Consider the following 16,421-nt stretch of genomic DNA (forward strand, 5'->3'; position numbering starts at 1 on the left):
GGTCAGCGTTGCGGAGCTGCCGGGTGGCGCCGCTACCCGCCCAGTGTGACGTGGAAGATCTTCTCGTTGCTGTTGTCGGGAACACTGTCTTTGTCGCCGTTGTTGGTGGTCGTCAGCCACAGCCCGCCGCCGGGCGCGGGTTCCACCGTGCGCAGCCGCCCGTAGGTGCCGTTGAAGTACGCCTGGACATCGGTCAGGTCGCTGCCGCTGATCACTTCGCGGTACATCCGGGTCCCGCGTTCGCAGGCGACGTAGAGCACGTCGCGGACGATGGCGATGCCGGAGCAGGAACCGTCCGCCGTGGGGTACGTCCGCTTCGGCGCGATGAAGCCCGCGGTGCCGCAGGTTCCGGAGGTGCCTTCACACGCCGGCCAGCCGTAGTTGCCGCCCTTGGTGATCAGGTTGGTCTCGTCCATGATCCCGTCGCCGAACTCCTGTTCCCACAACCGGCCCTGGGAATCGAACGCGAGTCCCTGCGGGTTGCGGTGGCCGTAGCTCCACACGTAGGTGCCGAAAGGATTGTCCGAAGGCACGCTGCCGTCCGGGTTCAGCCGCAGGACCTTGCCGTTGAGGCTCGCCTTGTTCTGCGCGTTGTCGCCGTTCTGGGCGTCGCCGGTGGTGGCGTAGAGCTTGCCGTCCGGCCCGAAGCGCAGCCGGCCGCCGTTGTGGTACTTGTTGCGCAGCAACCCGCTGACCAGTACCTGTTCCGTGGTCGTGCCGAGCTGGTCGTCCTCCAGCTTGATCCGCACGATCCGGTTGTCGGACGGGGAAGTGTGCATCAGGTAGAGCCAGTGGTCACCGGCGAACCCGGGCGAGACGGCCAGGCCGAGCAGGCCGCCCTCACCGTCGGTGTTGTCCACGCCGGGGACCGTGCCGACGGTGGTCTTGGCCCCGGTGGCCGGGTTCAGGTGGACGATGTCATGGGCGTCGCGCCGGGTGTAGAGGATCGTGCCGTCCGGCAGCGTCACCAGGCCCCACGGGATGTCGGTGTCGGTGGCGATCTGCGTCACCGCGCACACGGAGTCGCCGCAGGCCGCGCCGGTGGTCACGGTCGTGGTCGCGCTGGGCGGCGAGACGTTCGCCTGCGCGTCCCGCGCCACGACGTAATACTGGTAGCTCGTGTTCGCCGCCAAGCCACTGTCGACGAAGGTGGTCGCGGGTGGTGCGGTGGCCGTCCCGGTGACGGCACCGACCTTGGCGCCACCACGGTAGACGTCGTAAGCGCGGACGCCGATGTTGTCCGTGGCCGCGGCCCAGTCCAGGGTCACCGTCGTGCCGGATGCGGCGCCGGTCAGCTTCGTGGGCGCGCTCGGCGCCTGGTCGTCCGGCTGGCACTGCGGGGGCGTGATCGAGACCGTGGTACTGGCCTGGGAGACGTTCCCCGCGGCGTCACGCGCGTTGACGTAGAGGCCCCAGGTCGCGCCGCCGACCACGGTGAGGCTCGTCGACAGGGTGCTCCCGCTCACCGACTTCATCGACTGGCCGTCGTGGTAGACGTCGTAGAACGCCACGCCCACGTTGTCGGTGGACGCGTTCCACGCGAAGGTGACGGCGTCGCAGACCAGGTCGCTCACCCGGGGGTTTCCCGGCACGCTCGGGGGCTGGGTGTCGCCGAGGGACGTCCGCCACTTCTGGTTGGCTCCCCCGTTGCAGGTCGACAACCCGACCAGGGTGCTGTTGGCGGTGCCCGCCCCGGTGACGTCCAGGCAGAGGCCCGACTGCACACCGGTGATGGTGCCGTCGGTGCCGATCCGCCACTTCTGGTTGGCACCGCCGTGGCAGGGGTAGATCTGGGCGTCGGCCGGGGACGTGGTGCTCGCGCCGGCGACGTCCAGGCACATCGCGGCGTCGTACACCCGCAGCTCACCCGCCGCCGTGAACGTCCACGCCTGGTTGGCTTGGCCGTTGCAGTCGTAGATGTTGACGCGCGTCTTCGACGCGGTGCTGTTGCCGACGACGTCGAGGCACCGCCCGGAGGCCACGCCCGTCACCGTGGATCCGGTGGCCGCCGCGGCGGCAGCGGGCACGACCGCCGTCACCGCGGCGACGGCGGCGATCACCGCGGTCAGCACACGGAGGCGCAACCGCCGGCGGGAGCTCGAGGGGAACATTCTCGTGACCTTTCGCTGTGGGGCCGGCTTCACGCGTCGAAGCGGAAGTACACGGTGCGGTGGTAGTCGCCGGTGGCGGCGTTCGGGCGGCTCTCCGGGCCCAGCGCCGCGACGCCGTGGAACTTGGTGCCGATCGGCGCGATGCCGTCGAGGAGGGAGATGCCGCCGGCTGGGTAGGTCACCACGGCGTTCTGCGGGTCGGGGCCCACCTTCGGGGTGAACAACCGCAGGTACAGGCCCTCTTCCGCGGCGACCATCGTGATCGCGCCCTCGGTGGTGTCCAGCACGGCCCAGCAGGTCCGGCCGTGGTAGCCCTTGAACTCGGGGTAGGCGAATCCGCTCGCCCCGGTCGCGGTGTCGTTGTACGGCTTGTGCCAGACGTCCGGCTGCACACCGCGCAGCCGGTTCTTGTAGACGCGGTACGGCCCGTCCCCGAGCCAGGTCAGGCCTCGCACGCCGGCCTCGGGGTAGTCGAAGTTCACGCCGAGGTGGTCGTGGTCGCCGGTGGCGCGGTAGCGGTACTCCAGCCGCAGCCAGCCGTTGGCGTCCAGCCGCCAGCGCACGGACGTCAGGTCGCCGCTGTAGTCCGCCTGCACGACCCAGCCGGTGCCGTCGCGGAAGTGGCTGAACCCGGTCAGGGTGGCCGTACCTCCGGCCGGGGCGGGTCCGTTGGCCAGCGACACCGGCGAGCTGCCGCGGCGCACGCCGGTCAGCCGCCCGCCGGCCTTGCTGATGGTGATCCGGGTGGCCCCGGCGACGAGCGTCACCTCACCGGCGGTCTCGGCCGCGGTGACGCTCCCTGTGGTCGCCGGGCGAACCAGGCGAGTGGCGAAGTCCGGCGCCTTGCGGATGCGCCACGTCCAAGCGGTGATGTTCCGGCCGGTCGGATCGGTCACGCTCAGCCGCAGCGCGTCGGCCCCGGTCCAGTCGGCGGGCAGGTCGAGCGTCACCGCCCCGGTGGCCCCCGGCGCGACGTCCGGCGCTGCCGCCTGGCCCTGGGCGAGGACCTGGTGGCCGGTTCCCGCGCCGGGCAAGGGAAAAGCCAGCAGTCGCCAGGCGAACCGGCACTCGCGGAGGTTCGTGAAGTCGTACCGGTTGACCAGTTTCACCGTCTTGTCGAACGACGCCGGGAAAACCGAGTCGTAGTACGCGGAATTGGCCGGCTGGACCGGCGACCAGATGTCCTTGATCGTGCAGAAGCTGCCTTCCTTTTCGCGGTACGGGCCGAGGATGCCGTCGGGAGCGCGGCTGCCGTTCGTGTCGAGGGCCCCGCCGCGGTCGTCACGCACGACGCTTTCGTCGACGAGCGCCCAGATGAAGCCGCCCGCCGAACGCTGCGACCCGCCCATGAGTTTCCAGTAGTCGTTCAGGCCGGCTCCGGCACCGCCGTCGTAGAGACCGTGCAGGAACTCGGTCGGCATGAAGACCGTGCCGCCGGCGACCTTGCTCGCGGTGCTGCTGTAGGTCTGGTAATGACTGGTGTCGATGCCGCCGAACGTCGTCCACGGGTGCAGCACCGCCCGCTGCTGCGGGTCGTACTGGCCGAAGTCGTCGTCCAGTGCGGTGTTCCAGCCGCCTTCGTTGCCGTTGTCCCAGAACAGGATCGACGGGTGGTTGACGTCGCGCTCCACCATCGCCTTGACCAGCGGAGCCCCGACACCCTCGTCGTAGCGGTGCTGCCAGCCGGTCAGTTCGTCCAGGACGTAGAGCCCGAGCTCGTCGCAGAGGTCGAGGAAGAACGCGTCCGGCGGGTAGTGCGACATCCGGACGGCGTTCATGTTCATGTCCTTCATCAGCCCGATGTCCAGCCGGGCGAGGCGCGGACTGGAGGCCCGGCCGGAGGTCGGCCAGAAGGTGTGCCGGTTCGCTCCTTTGAGGACGATCCGCCTGCCGTTGAGGTAGATGCCGTCGCCGGCCCGGACCTCGATGGTGCGGAAGCCGAAGCGCTCGACGGTGCTGTGCAGCGGCGCGCCGGCGGAGCTCACGAGCGTCAGCTCGACCCGGTGCAGGTTCGGCGTTTCGGCCGTCCACAGCGCCGGCTGGGCCGCGGTGGTGGTCAGGGTCGCGCCGGTCGACCCGCTCGCCACGGCGACCGAAAAGGTGCCACCGACGGCCGTGCCGTCGAGCCGGCGCAGCTGCGCCGTCAGCTGGGCGGCCGCGGTCACCCCGGCGAGCGTGACGTGGGCGGCGAACGTCCCGTCCGCGCGGGCGTCGATCGCGACCTGGTCGATCCGCGCGGCCGGGTAGGCCTCCAGCGACACCGGCCGGAAGATCCCGCCGAAGTTCCAGAAGTCACCGCGGCGCTCGGCGTCGTTCACCGAGTTGTCCGCCGATTCCTTGCTGACGGTCACTTCCAGGAGGTTCGGCTCGCCGAGCCGCAGCAGGGCCGTCACGTCGTAGCGGAAGCGGTAGAAGCCACCTCGGTGCACCGGCCCGGCGGAGACGCCGTTGACCCGCACGTCGGCGTCGGTCATGGCGGCTTCGAACACCAGGAAGACCCGGCGCCCGGCCCAGGACGCGGGCGGCGTGAACCGGTGGCGGTAGTTGCCCTTCTCCGCCGGGACGAGATCCCCGCCGTAGTGGTAGCTGCCGAAGCCGTGGCACTCCCAGTTCGACGGCGTCGGGATCGTGCTCCACTCCCCCGCGCGCCGCCCGGCCGTCACCTGGAAGTCCCAGTCGACGGTGTGGTCGGCGTCGGCGCCGGTCAGGAGCATGGTTTCGGTTACCGGACCGGCAAGCGCCGCACCGGCTTCGCCCGTCGGCGAGATGCCGAGCGCGGACAGTCCCGCGGTAGCCGCACCCACCGTGCTGATGGCCAACGCCGTGCGGCGATCGAATTCCACTGGGCCTCCAGAGGACTGGGAGGTGAGGTCCGCCGACGCGCCCAGTGACACAGACCGGACTGAGCGGGCGATCTGATATATGACGCACCATACAACAACACCGGCTGCGTAAGTGGACAAACCGCCGGACAAGCTGGACGTCCGATTTCGAACGCAGGCGAGAACGTCGCTCGTTCCCCTTACGCCGACGGGAATCTCGGTTCACGCCGCTTCCGGGCCGTCGACAGTGGTCATGCGGGTTTGACCGCGTCGATGTGCTCGTTCAGCCAGCTGCGGAAGGTCTGCAGGCGCGGGTTGAGCGACCGGACCACGTCCAGGTCGCGCGCACCGACGAAGTCACGCTCGCCTTCGACGTAGAACTGGAACATGTTGCCGAACTCGTCGCCCGCGGGCAGGCCGAGCGAGCGGAACTGGTCGTGCGTGAGCGGCCGGTAGCCGACCGGTTCGCCCAGCGCGTCGGCGAACGCGGCGGCGTACTGGGCGCCGGTCAGGTGTTCACCCGCGATGCTCACCGTTTCACCCACGTACTTGTCGCCGGCGGCGAACACTCCGTAGGCGGTGCGACCGATGTCCTCCGCCGCGATGCCCGCCAGCCTGGACTCCCCCATCGGCAGGGTGAGCACGAGTCGTCCGTCCTCGCCCCGCACCGGACCGGAGCCCTGCGTGAACGCTTCCCAGTAGAAAGTGCTCCGCAGGTAGGTCGTCGGAACACCCGCGTCGCGGAAGAACGCGTCCGCCTCGGCCTTGGCGTCGAAGTGCGGGACCGTGTAGCGGTCCTGCAGCACCGGGACCTGCGGGCCGGACGCGGGGATGACCTCGCGGGTGTCCTCCAGGGTGGACCAGACGACGTGGGCGACCTCGGCCGCCTTCGCGGCGCGGGCGGCTGTCGCGGCCTGTGCCAGTTCGACGTCGGCGGACATGGACTCCCAGAAGTTGGTCACCACGTAGGCGCCGTGGGCGCCCTCGAACGCCTTGCGCAGCGACTCCTCGTCGTCGAGGGTCGCTTCCACCACCTCGGCGCCACGCTCGGCCAGCGCGCGGGCCTTCGCCGAGTCTGCGTTCCTGGTGATGGCGCGGGCGGCGAACGGACCGTCGGGAGCGTCCAGGATCGCCCTGACCAGCCCTCCGCCCTGCGCACCGGTCGAACCCAGTACCGCGATGATCTTCTTCTCGCTCATGAGCACTTCCTTCTCTCGCTTGAACTGTCAGATCGACTTGAGAACCCGGACGCGGTCGGCGATGGCGCGCCGGGCGACGTCGGAGTCGAAGGCGATGGAGTCGAATTCGTGGGGGGCGCCGGGGTGGAGGTGGAATTCGACGGGTACCCCGGCGCGGCTGAGTTTGGTGGCGTAGGCGGTGTCTTCGTCGCGGAAGACGTCGAGCTGGCCGACCTCGATGTAGGCCGAGGGCAGGCCGGTCGCGTCATCGAGGCGGGCCGGCGCCGCCGTGGCGGGGACGTCGGGGCCGCCGGCGGCGTCGCCGAGCAGAGCCGGCCACGCGGTGAGGCTGTCGTCGTAGGACCACACCAGGTAGGGCGCGATGTGCGGGTCGGGTGTGGTGGTGCGGTCGTCGAGCATGGGCATGAGCAGGATCTGGCGTGCGATCTTCGGGCCGCCGCGCTCGCGGGTGAGGATCGTCAGTGCCGCCGCCATGCCGCCGCCGGCGCTGTCGCCCATCACGCCGATCCGCTCGGGGTCGACGCCCAGTTCGGCGGCGTGCTCGTGCAACCACTTCAGTGCGCTGTAGGCGTCTTCGAGCGGAGTGGGGTAAGGGTGCTCGGGCGCGCGGCGGTATTCGACCGACAGCATCGGCACGCCGCTGGCGGAGACGTAGCGTGCGACGGGCCCGTCGAAGTGGTCGATGTGGCCGAAGATGTATCCGCCGCCGTGGAAGAACAGCACAGCGGGGCCTGGGGTGGCGCCGTCCTTGGCGTACCAGCGCATCGTGATCTTCGTGCCGTCGTCCGCGGTCGCGTGGTGCTCGCTGGTCTTGACGTCGGCCGGGATCGGCTGGGCCGTTCCCGCGGCGCCGATGATCGGCTCCCACATGGCGCGCCGCGCCGCGATGTCGCCCACCGCCGGTGGTGCGGCGTCTGCCATCGCGCCGGCCATCGGGGCCAGCGCTTCGGCGATTTCGGGGTCGAAGCTCAGTGACATGGTCGCTGCCTTTCGGGGTCGGGTGGGTTTCAGGCGGTGGGCGGGAGGACGACGACCTTGCCGCGCACCGCGCCGTCGGCGGCCCGTGCGTGCAGCGCCGGCAGCTCGGCCAGCGGCACCCGATCGGCGACCTCGACGCGCAGGTCACCGCGGTCGACCAGCGCCACCAGCTGCGCCAGCTGGTCGGCGTCGCTGCGGACGAACAGGTCGATGCCCCGCACGCCACGTTCTTCGTCGCTGGGTGCGGGCATCCACACCGTCGTGTTGACCACGATCCCGCCGGGACGGACCAGGGTGGCGAGCGCGGTCAGCTCGGCCGGGTCGACCGGGGCGAGGTTGAGCACGACGTCGACCGGCTCGGTCACCGCCGCCGGCACGCCGGCGGTGGTGTGGTCGACGACTTCGTCGGCACCGGCGGACTTGACCGCGTCGCTGCTGCGCGGACTGACCGTGGCGATCACATAGGCGCCGGCATTGTGCGCCAGCTGCACGGCGTAGCCGCCGACCGCTCCGCCGGCGCCGTTGATCAGCACGCGCTGCCCGGCCGTCAGCTTGCCGTGGTCGAACAGCGCCTGCCACGCGGTGAGGCCGACCACCGGCAACGCGGCCGCGTCGGGCAGCGGGATGCTCTTCGGCGCCGGCGTCAGGACCTCGGCCGGGGCGAGAACGTACTCCGCGGACGCGCCATCGTCGGTCATCGGCAGGAAACCGATGACCGCGGCACCGGCCTCGAAGCCGTCGACCCCCTCGCCCAGTGCATCGACCGTGCCCGCGACGTCGCGGCCGGGAGTGTGCGGAAGCGCCACCGGCATGGGGCCGCGCATGTTTCCCGTGCGCACACTGGCGTCGATGGGGTTGAACGACGTCGCGGCGACGCGGACCCGGACTTCACCGGCACTGGGCGTGGGCTGCTCCACGTCTTCGTAGCGCAGGACGTCGGGGGCGCCGTAATCGTGGAAACGCACTGCCTTCATCGGAAGTCTCGCTTTCGCTTCGGATTGCTTCGAACTTGAAGCAACTAGAGACACAGTACTGCTGCTTCGAATTCGAAGCAAGTGACGTCGCTCACCGGCCCCGGGACACCAGTACCGCGGCGAGCTCGGCGGTGGCCTGGTCGATGCGTTCGCGCAGCCGCCCCGAACCGCCGTCAGCCGGTTCCTGCCAGTCCTGCGGGCCGGCGACGACAACGGTGGGCACCGGTTCGGCGTGCAAGCAGCTGAGACGCCCGCGCAGCACCGGCCCGATGTCGGGTGGCTGCCGGCGCGAGCCACTGTTGGCTGCGAGCAGCACCGGCATGCCGGACAGCACCCCACCCCGCAGGATGCCGAAGAACGAGGTGAAGACATCGCTGGGAGAAGTGGCGACCACCGGTGTCGCCACCACGAGCCCGTCGGCCGTCACGACCACCGCGATCGCCTCGCGCAGGTCGAGGCTGGCCTGGCCCCCGGCGGCGCACTGAGCGAGGTCGGGCGCCAGCCGGCCCAGCTCCAGCACCTCCACCTCGGCCCGCACACCACCGGCCGCGAGCACCGCGCAGACGGACTCCGTGATCCGGTCCGCCAGCAGGCGGGTGGGACGCGCGTAGCCGGCACCGGCACACAGGACGGCCAGCGAGCAATACGGGATGCTCATGACGGTCCCCGATGTCCGCGGGCGGCGGCGCCACCCTGCTCCCCCGAGCCTGCCCCGCACCCCTGCCCGGTCTCCACGTCCGGCACTGCTCAACCGGGCCCAGCACTGCCCACGCCGAACGCGCGGAGAAGATTCACAGCCGGGGCGGCAGACGGCACGAACCCGTGGCCGGCTATTGCCTCAGCTGCTCGACGAGGCGTTCCTTGGCCAGCGCGAGGTGGCGCCGGTAGGTGCCGTAGGGCACGCCCAGCCGCCGGGCGGCGCCCTTGTGTGTCCGGGAGACCGCGATGTACCTGGCGGTGAGTGCCTCGTAGGCCTTGACGCCGACCGAGTCGACCTGCAGCGCGTCGAGCGCGGCGGTGATCGCGCCGCGCAGGTCCGCCACGGGATCGGCCGAACTCGCCGGCACGAGATGCGAGCGCAGCAGGACGCTGGTCGCGAACTCCCGCGGCGCGTGCCACGTGCGCAGCGCCTCGAGCAGGGCCGCCTCGAACGCGGCCCGCGGCACCTCGTCTCCCGAGCCATCCGGGGACGGAGCCGCGGTCCACCCCGCTTCGGGCACGACCCCGGCACGAACCCGGTCTTCCACCCACCGCTCCACCGGTTGCCGTCGCCAATCCCGGCCGAAGACGTGCTGCCGCCGTCCGCCGACATCCACCGCCGCGACCTCCAGCAGCCCGGCGAGGGCGAGGTAGCGCCGCCACCGCTCGCCGTCCTCGAAGACGGTGAAGGTCACCGCCCGTCCCCGGGTCCGCATCTCCTCGGCGATGGTGCGCCGGCTGACCAGATCCATCAGGGGCGAGGGCCGCTGGTGCCAGCCCGGTTGCACCGCGAACCGCCGGATGCCCAGGTGCTCACCCCACCCCACGGGAGCGGTCGCCTCCACGTGCTCCCAGACGGCCGCGATCACCGGGTCCTCGGCCTGGTCTTCGGGCAGCGGCGCGTCCAGCCGCAGCATGGCCATGAACGCCACCGGTGCGGTGGAGCCCGCGTAGCGGTAGACACGGAAGGCCCCTGGCTGGCGGCGCACCCAGTGCGCGGCCGCGGCCGCCGAGGCCGGGCCCTCGGCCTCCTCGGCCATACGCAGCACCTCGGGCGCGTCACCTGGCCGGAGCGGGGTGTCCTCGACCTGCGGATGTGCTCGCCACTCGTAGGCGGTGTCCGAACCGCCCTGGTCCCGGGAGAGGAACATCCACTCCGCGACGCGCATCAGCGCGTCGTCCTCGGACGCCGAGCGCACCGCCTGCAAACACGCGACGGAGATGCGGACGCGGACGTCGTCGTAGCGCTCGGGATCCCGCCAGCGCAGGTCGGCCTCGAGCGTGGCCCGCACCGCGTCGTGCGGATGCAGGCCTTCGGGCGTGGCCTCGATGTAGGGCTGCTGCCGCAGCCACGAGAACACCGCCGCGGTGTCCTCCTCACCGAGCACCGCCCGCAGCAGCGGCTCGCGGGTGACGTAGGCCTGCGCGACGACCTCGAGCACGCGCCGGTGAGCGGCGCCGGGCAACTCGCCCACCAGCCGGTCGACCAACGTCGTCAGCACGTCGCCGGTGGGCTCCCACGGCGTGCCCGGCGCGGCGGCAGGCACGGAGGCGGCGAGGGAAAGGGCGAGCGGGCTGCCGCCGGCGAAGGCGACGAAGGCACCGCGCTGCTCGGCGGGAACGCCACGGGCGGCGAGCAGGGCGTCGGCCTGCCCGGCGTCGAGCGCCCGCACGGGCAGCGCGATGAACAGCTGCGCCCAGCCGGGGTCCAGCGACCATTCGACGTCAGGCGCGACTCTGCTGGCGAGGACGACGAGCGCACCATCGGCCAGCCGCAGCAGGAAGGTGTCGCGCAGCCACGACTCCAGCCCCTGGCAGTGCTCGAAGGTGTCGATCAGCAGCACCGCGCCGGGCTCGGCGCACGCGAGGGCCGCGGCCTGTTCGAGCCGGCGCGGATCCGCGTCGAGCAACCGGGCGTCGACGTGCACCACCCGGCGGCCGGTGAGTTCCGCCTGTCCGGCGGCGTAGCGCACCAGCGAGGACTTGCCGATGCCGCCAGGGCCGTGCAGGTACACCACGACCGGAGCGTCCGCTGCTCCGGAGAGCATCCGGTCGAGCACCGCTCGCTCCGGTTCCCGGCCCACCAGCGCGCCGGCTCGTGCCGCAGCCAGGCGGGCCGCCAGTCCTGAAACGCTCACTCGACGCTCCCTTCTCCGCAGTCCATTGTGGTGTGTGGGCCTGAGCGGCGAAATGCCGTCGATGGACAGCGCTGAGCCCGGGTGACCATAACGGGGCGCGAAAACCGGGCAGCGATGAGACGTAGGCGGCCGCCGCCGGTCCTCCAGCCTCACCACGGCGTCAGGCTGCCCGGCCGGCTCACCGGGCCCGACGCTCTGCGGGTAGTCGAAGCAGGTGGACCGTACGGGGTCATGATGACCTCGTACCCGCGCAGTTTCCGCAGTTCAACGGACTCGTCCCGGGTCACCCCATGCCGAGTGCCGTCCTCGACCTCGGCGGCGCGCAACCAGTCGGCCAGACAGGACTCGGAAATTGATCGCGGTGGCCCGCCGCGGCGAGGCCCCGTTGAAGCAGGTCGCGAAGGATTTCAGAACGGGCTCCGCAGTGCGGATCCACAATGCGAACTTACTGACGCCGGATGCCCGCGATCAGGTTTTCCCAGTTCTCGTGGGCGATCCGCGCCCGGTCGGCGTCGCTGATCGGCGCGGTCGAGTAGCCTGGGCGCCGGGCGCGTGCTGGCCCGCGTCGACGACCAAGCCGAATAGTGGCAGATTCTGGTTGTGGCTTGCCCGAGGGGCCGGCGTCCGGGGTCAGGCCGGTCACGCCGGATTAGCGGGAGCGTTCGGCCGGGGTGGCCGTCACAGCTTCTTGAGCCGCCGCCGGTTGACCGTCAGCACCTCGTCCGACAGGTCCGGGGCGGCGTCGGCGATCGCCCGGGAGAGGATCAGTGCGCCGACCATCTGACTGAACAGCGCTACCGCGCCCTCGCGGGCTTCGGCGGGAGTGAGCCCGGTGCCGGACTGGCGTGCGCGTTCGAGCAGCATGTCGGTGATGCCGGCGAAGTAACCGTCAAGCCCGCGCCGGTATTCGGCCTGGGCGGCGGAGCCGTGGCGGCCGGCGTCGGAGACGAGGGCGGCCGAGGCGCAGCCGATCTCGGGGTGGTCGCGGTGCTCGGCGTTGACGTACTCGTCGACCATGTCGTGCAGGGCCGCGCGCGCCGAGCGGGGATGCGCTTCGCGGATGGCGTCGAGCGCGTCGAGTGAGTCGGTGAAGCCCTGGTGGAGGACTTCGAGGGCGAGGTCGTCCTTCGAGGCGAAGTGGTTGTAGAACCCGCCGTGCGTCATGCCGGCCGACTTCATCAGCTCCTCGATGCCGATGCCGTCGAAGCCGCGCAGCCGGAATCCCGCGCCGGCCGCGTTGACGATCTTCTCGCGGTTGAGCTGCTTCTGCTCGTGCGTGATGCGAGGCACGTCGACCACCTTTCCCTGGCAGGCTCGCCGCCTCTTCCGATGATACTCATCATCAAAGTCGGAGTCCACGACGGAGTCGCACTTGACAGTCAATGAGGACGATGGCAATCATAAGTATTGATGGCGATCGTCATCAATACGGGGAAGGACCGTCGTGAAGGCACTTACCTACGAGAAAGCGCACGCGCTCGACGCGTTCGCCGTCGACCTGGTCGAGGTCACCGAACCTCGGCTCCGCGACGGTGACCTGCTGGTCGAAGTCCGTGCGATCGGTATCAACCCGGGTGAAGCCGCGATCCGGCGGACGCGCAGCGCCGAGCCCGGCGGGCGGGTCGTCCTCGGCTGGGAGTTCGCCGGGGTCGTCGCCGCGGCCGGGCCCGCGGCCACCGGGTTCGCGGCCGGGGACCGGGTGATGGGCACCGGCGACATCACCCGCGACGGCAGCTGGGCCGAGCGCGTCGCGGTCGACCACCGGGTGGTCGCCAAGATCCCGGACCGGCTCGCGTTCACCGACGCCGCATCGCTGCCCATCGGGGTCCTCACGGCCTGGGAATCGCTGTTCCGCGACCAGGACGCGCTGCTGCCCGGTGTCGGCCGCGTGCTCGTCATCGGCGGAGCCGGCGGCGTCGGGTCCATGGCCACGCAACTGCTCAAGGCCACGACGCCGGCATTCGTGATCAGCACGGCCTCGCGGCCCGAGTCGCGGGAGTGGGCGACGGCGATGGGCGCCGACCTGGTCGTCGATCACCACGGCGACCTGGCCGGACAGCTTCGCGCCGCCGATGTCGGCCACGTCGACCTGGTGTTTTCGACCTCGGGCACCAGCGGCCGGCTGGGAGCGATCGTCGAGGTACTGCGCCCCTTCGGTCACCTGGCCGCCATCGACCTCACCGGCCCCTTCGACCCGGGAGCCTTCACCGGCAAGTCGCTGTCGCTGCACAGCGAGATGGTTTTCAGCAAGATCGTGGCCGGCGGCGACGTCGGCAGCCAGGGCCGGATCCTCGCCCGGGCGGCGGACGACGTCGCGGCGGGGCGGCTGCGCCCGATCGTCACCACCACGCTCGAGGGCCTGACCGCCGAGACCATGAAGACGGCGCACGCCCTCGTCGAGAGCGGCCGGACCATCGGGAAGACCGTGATCCAGGTGACCGGCAGCGCGTAAAAGCCATCCCCAACGAAAGGAATTCCCCGACATGACAACAGATCTGCTCGACGGTGAGTACGCTCCCAGTGCCGACGCGATGACCCGCGGTCAGGTCGAGCTCTACGAGCGCACCGACGGCCGCGAAGGCGCGACGACGGCGGGTGGCCCCGTGGTCGTGGTGACCATGCGCGGCGCCCGTTCGGGCAAACTGCGCAAGGTCGCCCTGATGCGCATCGAGCGTGACGGCGTCTACGCCATCGGCGCGGCGGCCGGCGGCCAGGCTCGCCATCCGAGCTGGTTCCACAACCTCGTGGCGCACCCCACGGTGCAGCTGCAGGACGGTCCCGATCGCCGGCTGATGACCGCCCGGGTGGCCCACGGCACGGAGCGGGAGAACTGGCTCGCCTACGCAGACGAGCTCTACCCGTTCTTCGCAGGCCTTCGCGCCCAGGCCGTCGAGGCCGGCAACCGCGAGGTGCCGCTGATCCTGCTCGAACCCACCGAGAGCTGACCGGACTCGCCACGCACGCCCGGGCTCCCGGCCATCCGCCGAAGGGAGCAGCGCGAACATACGTACGGCCGGGATGGCGGTACGAATCCCTCGGATCTGCATGTAATCGTTCGATCACGCCCTGCCGCTTCCCCCGGGAGGAGACCCGATGCCCGCACGCCCGCCGACGTCCGAACAACGGGCCGCGGTCGACGCGTTCCGCGCCGGTGCGCACCTGGTGCTGCAGGCCGGCGCGGGCACCGGGAAGACGACCACCCTGACGATGCTGGGAGCGAGCACCCGCCGCCGCGGCCGGTACCTGGCGTTCAACAAGGCCATCGCGACCGAGGCCCGCCGCCTGTTCGGCCCGAACGTGGCGTCCTCGACCGCGCACAGCCTGGCGTTCAAGGCGGTCGGGCACCGCTACCACGACCGGCTCAACCACCCGCGGATGGCCACGGCGAAGCTAGCGCAGTCGCTGGGCATCACCATGGAAGTGACGATCGGCGAGCGGAAGCTGACCACCGCCGCGCTGTGCTACGCGGCGCAGCGCACGGTGATCCTCTACTGCTACTCCGCCGACGAGACCCTCGCCCGGCAGCACGTGCCCTGGCTCAAGGGCATCGGCGAGGAACACCTGCACGACCAGCTCACGCAGCTGGTGCTGCCCTACGCCCAGCGGATGTGGGCGGACCTGCAGAATCCCGGGCGCGGGCGGGTGCCGTTCAAGCACGACCACTACCTGAAGATGTGGGCCCTGACCCGGCCGCGGCTCTACGGCGACTTCTTCCTGCTGGACGAGGCGCAGGACACGAACCCGGTCGTCGAGCAAGTGTTCCTGGCTCAGGGCGAGCACGCCCAGCTGGTCATGGTGGGAGACTCCGCGCAGGCCATCTACGGCTGGCGCGGCGCCCGCGACGTCATGACCGGCTTCGCGGGCCGTCAATTGGCGTTGTCGCACTCGTTCCGGTTCGGGGACGGCGTGGCCGCCGAGGCGAACCGGTGGCTGGCCATCGCCGGCGCGCCGATCCGCCTCACCGGCTCTCCCGCGGTGACCAGCAGGGTGGAAACCGTCGAGCAGCCGCACGCGATCCTGTGCCGCACCAACGGAGGCGCGATGGCCGAAATCCTCACCCTGCTCGGCAAGGGCCGCCGGGTCGCGCTCGCCGGGCGCGCCGCCGTTCTCCAGAGTCTGGCCGAGGCCGCGCGCGACCTGCAGGCCGGCCGCCGGACCACCCACCCCGAACTGCTGCTGTTCGCCTCCTGGGGTGAAGTCCAGGACTACGCGGAGTGGGACCCGGACGGCCGCGACCTGCTGTCCTTCGTGGAGGTCATCGACGAACACGGCGCGGACGTCGTGCTCGACACCCTCTCCCGGCTGGCCGCCGAAACCCACGCCGAAGTCGTGGTCTCGACCGCCCACGCCGCGAAAGGCCGCGAATGGTCGAGCGTCCGCATCGCCGACGACTTCCCCGAGCCCGTCGACCCGGAGAACACGGACCTCAACGGGGAGCCGGTCCCGGGCAAGATCGAGCCTGGCGAAGCCCGGCTCGCCTACGTCGCTGTCACGCGTGCCCGGCACCGCCTCGACCTCGGAGGCTTGGCCTGGATCAACCAGCATCCTGACGGCAACCCCGGCCGCGAGCAGCAAGGCCGGGCAGCCGGCTGACGCCATCGGCTCACCACGCCGGCCGGCGATTGCGTGGCCCGCTTCGCCGGCCGCGACGGGATGGGGACGCGGTGGCGCTCAGTCCGAAAGGCGAGTGGTGACCGGCACCCTCCGACTGTGGAAGGCCGACGGCAGCGGACCGAAAGGGAAGAATTGCCGTCTTGACAGCACCCTCGAAATATGCCGATACCCGCCCGCAACAATTCGCACATGATCGCTGACACCGGGCGATTCTCTTGTGTTCGCCACGAGTGCGGGATAACGTTCGCCCGTGACGGATATCGTGCGGTCGCTGAGCCCTGCCGAACAGGCTCGCGCTCGAAGTTTTCAATCGGTGAACGGGATCGGCCGGGTCCTGCTGAGCCCCACGACGCGCGACGAGTCGGGGGCGCATTTCAAAACAGCTTGGATCAGCATTTTGCTGCCACTCATCCCGATCGGGCGTTATTACCTGCAAGAAGTGAGCTCGCTGTCCACCGGGGTGCGCACGACCACGCGTTACCACATCATCGGCCGCTCTCGCCTCGTCGGCGCCGAAGTGGTCCGGACTTACCTGTACTGCTGGCTCATCGCACCCCTTGTCGGCGCCGGGCCGGCGGCTTTGCTGCTGTCGCAGGCCGATGAACTGGCCGATTCGATCGGCGTGTTCGGACTGATCGCCCTGTTCCTGATCACGTTGACCGCCTCGATCACCTTGCTTTCTTTCGGGACGAACCTCGCAAGGAGCCGGTTCTTCACGCCGCGGACGGTGATTCTGCAGGACAAACCACCGACATACGGCGTGAAGTAGTGGCCGGAGCTCCACCGTTCAGGATTTCGACCTCCGCCACCATTCGGTAATCGCATCCGTAAAGCTGGTTGCCGCAGGGTGAAGTCGGCACCGTCCACCGCCGTTGCGCCTACAGCC

At 70.6% G+C, this 16,421-nt stretch carries 12 protein-coding genes; 4 read left to right on the forward strand and 8 right to left on the reverse strand.

Annotated features, from left to right (window positions below):
- Positions 1-32: 32 nt before the first annotated feature.
- The 8 genes from A3CE_RS0107220 to A3CE_RS0107255 all read right to left on the reverse strand — a co-directional run bounded on the left by A3CE_RS0107220 (position 33) and on the right by A3CE_RS0107255 (position 12,211).
- Positions 33-2,111: a PQQ-dependent sugar dehydrogenase gene (locus tag A3CE_RS0107220; RefSeq protein WP_026468243.1), complete on the reverse strand. Its 2,079-nt coding sequence runs from the start codon at positions 2,109-2,111 to the stop codon at positions 33-35.
- A 29-nt stretch (positions 2,112-2,140) separates the two neighbouring features.
- On the reverse strand, positions 2,141-4,954 hold the full coding sequence (locus A3CE_RS0107225) for a glycoside hydrolase family 2 (RefSeq protein ID WP_020639405.1): 2,814 nt from the start codon (positions 4,952-4,954) through the stop codon (positions 2,141-2,143).
- Positions 4,955-5,184: 230 nt separating this feature from the next.
- Complete coding sequence (locus A3CE_RS0107230) at positions 5,185-6,132, reverse strand: NmrA family NAD(P)-binding protein (protein ID WP_020639406.1); 948 nt, start codon at positions 6,130-6,132, stop codon at positions 5,185-5,187.
- A gap of 27 nt (positions 6,133-6,159) precedes the next feature.
- Positions 6,160-7,110, reverse strand: a complete 951-nt coding sequence (locus A3CE_RS0107235; protein WP_020639407.1) for an alpha/beta hydrolase — start codon at positions 7,108-7,110, stop codon at positions 6,160-6,162.
- A 29-nt stretch (positions 7,111-7,139) separates the two neighbouring features.
- Entirely contained in the window at positions 7,140-8,084 is a 945-nt protein-coding gene (locus A3CE_RS0107240) for an NADP-dependent oxidoreductase (protein WP_026468244.1), read from the reverse strand.
- 91 nt (positions 8,085-8,175) lie between these two features.
- Complete coding sequence (locus A3CE_RS50320) at positions 8,176-8,742, reverse strand: NAD(P)H-dependent oxidoreductase (RefSeq protein ID WP_020639409.1); 567 nt, start codon at positions 8,740-8,742, stop codon at positions 8,176-8,178.
- A gap of 172 nt (positions 8,743-8,914) precedes the next feature.
- Positions 8,915-10,921 (reverse strand): P-loop NTPase family protein, encoded by a 2,007-nt coding sequence (locus A3CE_RS0107250; protein WP_125592135.1) that lies wholly within the window; start codon positions 10,919-10,921, stop codon positions 8,915-8,917.
- Between the two features lie 678 nt (positions 10,922-11,599).
- Positions 11,600-12,211: a TetR/AcrR family transcriptional regulator gene (locus A3CE_RS0107255; protein WP_245589447.1), complete on the reverse strand. Its 612-nt coding sequence runs from the start codon at positions 12,209-12,211 to the stop codon at positions 11,600-11,602.
- A gap of 154 nt (positions 12,212-12,365) precedes the next feature.
- On the opposite strand from A3CE_RS0107255, the gene A3CE_RS0107260 reads away from it, so the two are divergent.
- The 4 genes from A3CE_RS0107260 to A3CE_RS0107275 all read left to right on the forward strand — a co-directional run bounded on the left by A3CE_RS0107260 (position 12,366) and on the right by A3CE_RS0107275 (position 16,304).
- The gene (locus A3CE_RS0107260) at positions 12,366-13,373 is read left to right on the forward strand and encodes a zinc-binding alcohol dehydrogenase family protein (RefSeq protein ID WP_020639412.1); all 1,008 of its coding nucleotides are present in this window, start codon (positions 12,366-12,368) and stop codon (positions 13,371-13,373) included.
- A 31-nt stretch (positions 13,374-13,404) separates the two neighbouring features.
- Positions 13,405-13,866, forward strand: a complete 462-nt coding sequence (locus tag A3CE_RS0107265) for a nitroreductase/quinone reductase family protein (RefSeq protein ID WP_020639413.1) — start codon at positions 13,405-13,407, stop codon at positions 13,864-13,866.
- Positions 13,867-14,014: 148 nt separating this feature from the next.
- Positions 14,015-15,514 carry a UvrD-helicase domain-containing protein gene (locus tag A3CE_RS0107270; RefSeq protein WP_020639414.1) on the forward strand — a complete coding sequence of 500 codons (1,500 nt, stop codon included), beginning with the start codon at positions 14,015-14,017 and terminating at the stop codon, positions 15,512-15,514.
- 271 nt (positions 15,515-15,785) lie between these two features.
- Positions 15,786-16,304 (forward strand): hypothetical protein, encoded by a 519-nt coding sequence (locus A3CE_RS0107275; RefSeq protein ID WP_245589448.1) that lies wholly within the window; start codon positions 15,786-15,788, stop codon positions 16,302-16,304.
- Positions 16,305-16,421 lie beyond the last annotated feature (117 nt).

It is taken from the genome of Amycolatopsis balhimycina FH 1894 (assembly GCF_000384295.1).
GTDB classification, from domain to species: domain Bacteria; phylum Actinomycetota; class Actinomycetes; order Mycobacteriales; family Pseudonocardiaceae; genus Amycolatopsis; species Amycolatopsis balhimycina.

Excerpts from the sequence above, each read along its gene's own strand:
- A3CE_RS0107220 (WP_026468243.1), bottom strand. The coding sequence starts at position 2,111 with ATGTTCCCCTCGAGCTCCCGCCGGCGGTTGCGCCTCCGTGTGCTGACC.
- A3CE_RS0107230 (WP_020639406.1), bottom strand. The coding sequence starts at position 6,132 with ATGAGCGAGAAGAAGATCATCGCGGTACTGGGTTCGACCGGTGCGCAG.
- A3CE_RS0107235 (WP_020639407.1), bottom strand. The coding sequence starts at position 7,110 with ATGTCACTGAGCTTCGACCCCGAAATCGCCGAAGCGCTGGCCCCGATG.
- A3CE_RS0107240 (WP_026468244.1), bottom strand. The coding sequence starts at position 8,084 with ATGAAGGCAGTGCGTTTCCACGATTACGGCGCCCCCGACGTCCTGCGC.
- A3CE_RS50320 (WP_020639409.1), bottom strand. The coding sequence starts at position 8,742 with ATGAGCATCCCGTATTGCTCGCTGGCCGTCCTGTGTGCCGGTGCCGGC.
- A3CE_RS0107265 (WP_020639413.1), top strand. The coding sequence starts at position 13,405 with ATGACAACAGATCTGCTCGACGGTGAGTACGCTCCCAGTGCCGACGCG.
- A3CE_RS0107270 (WP_020639414.1), top strand. The coding sequence starts at position 14,015 with ATGCCCGCACGCCCGCCGACGTCCGAACAACGGGCCGCGGTCGACGCG.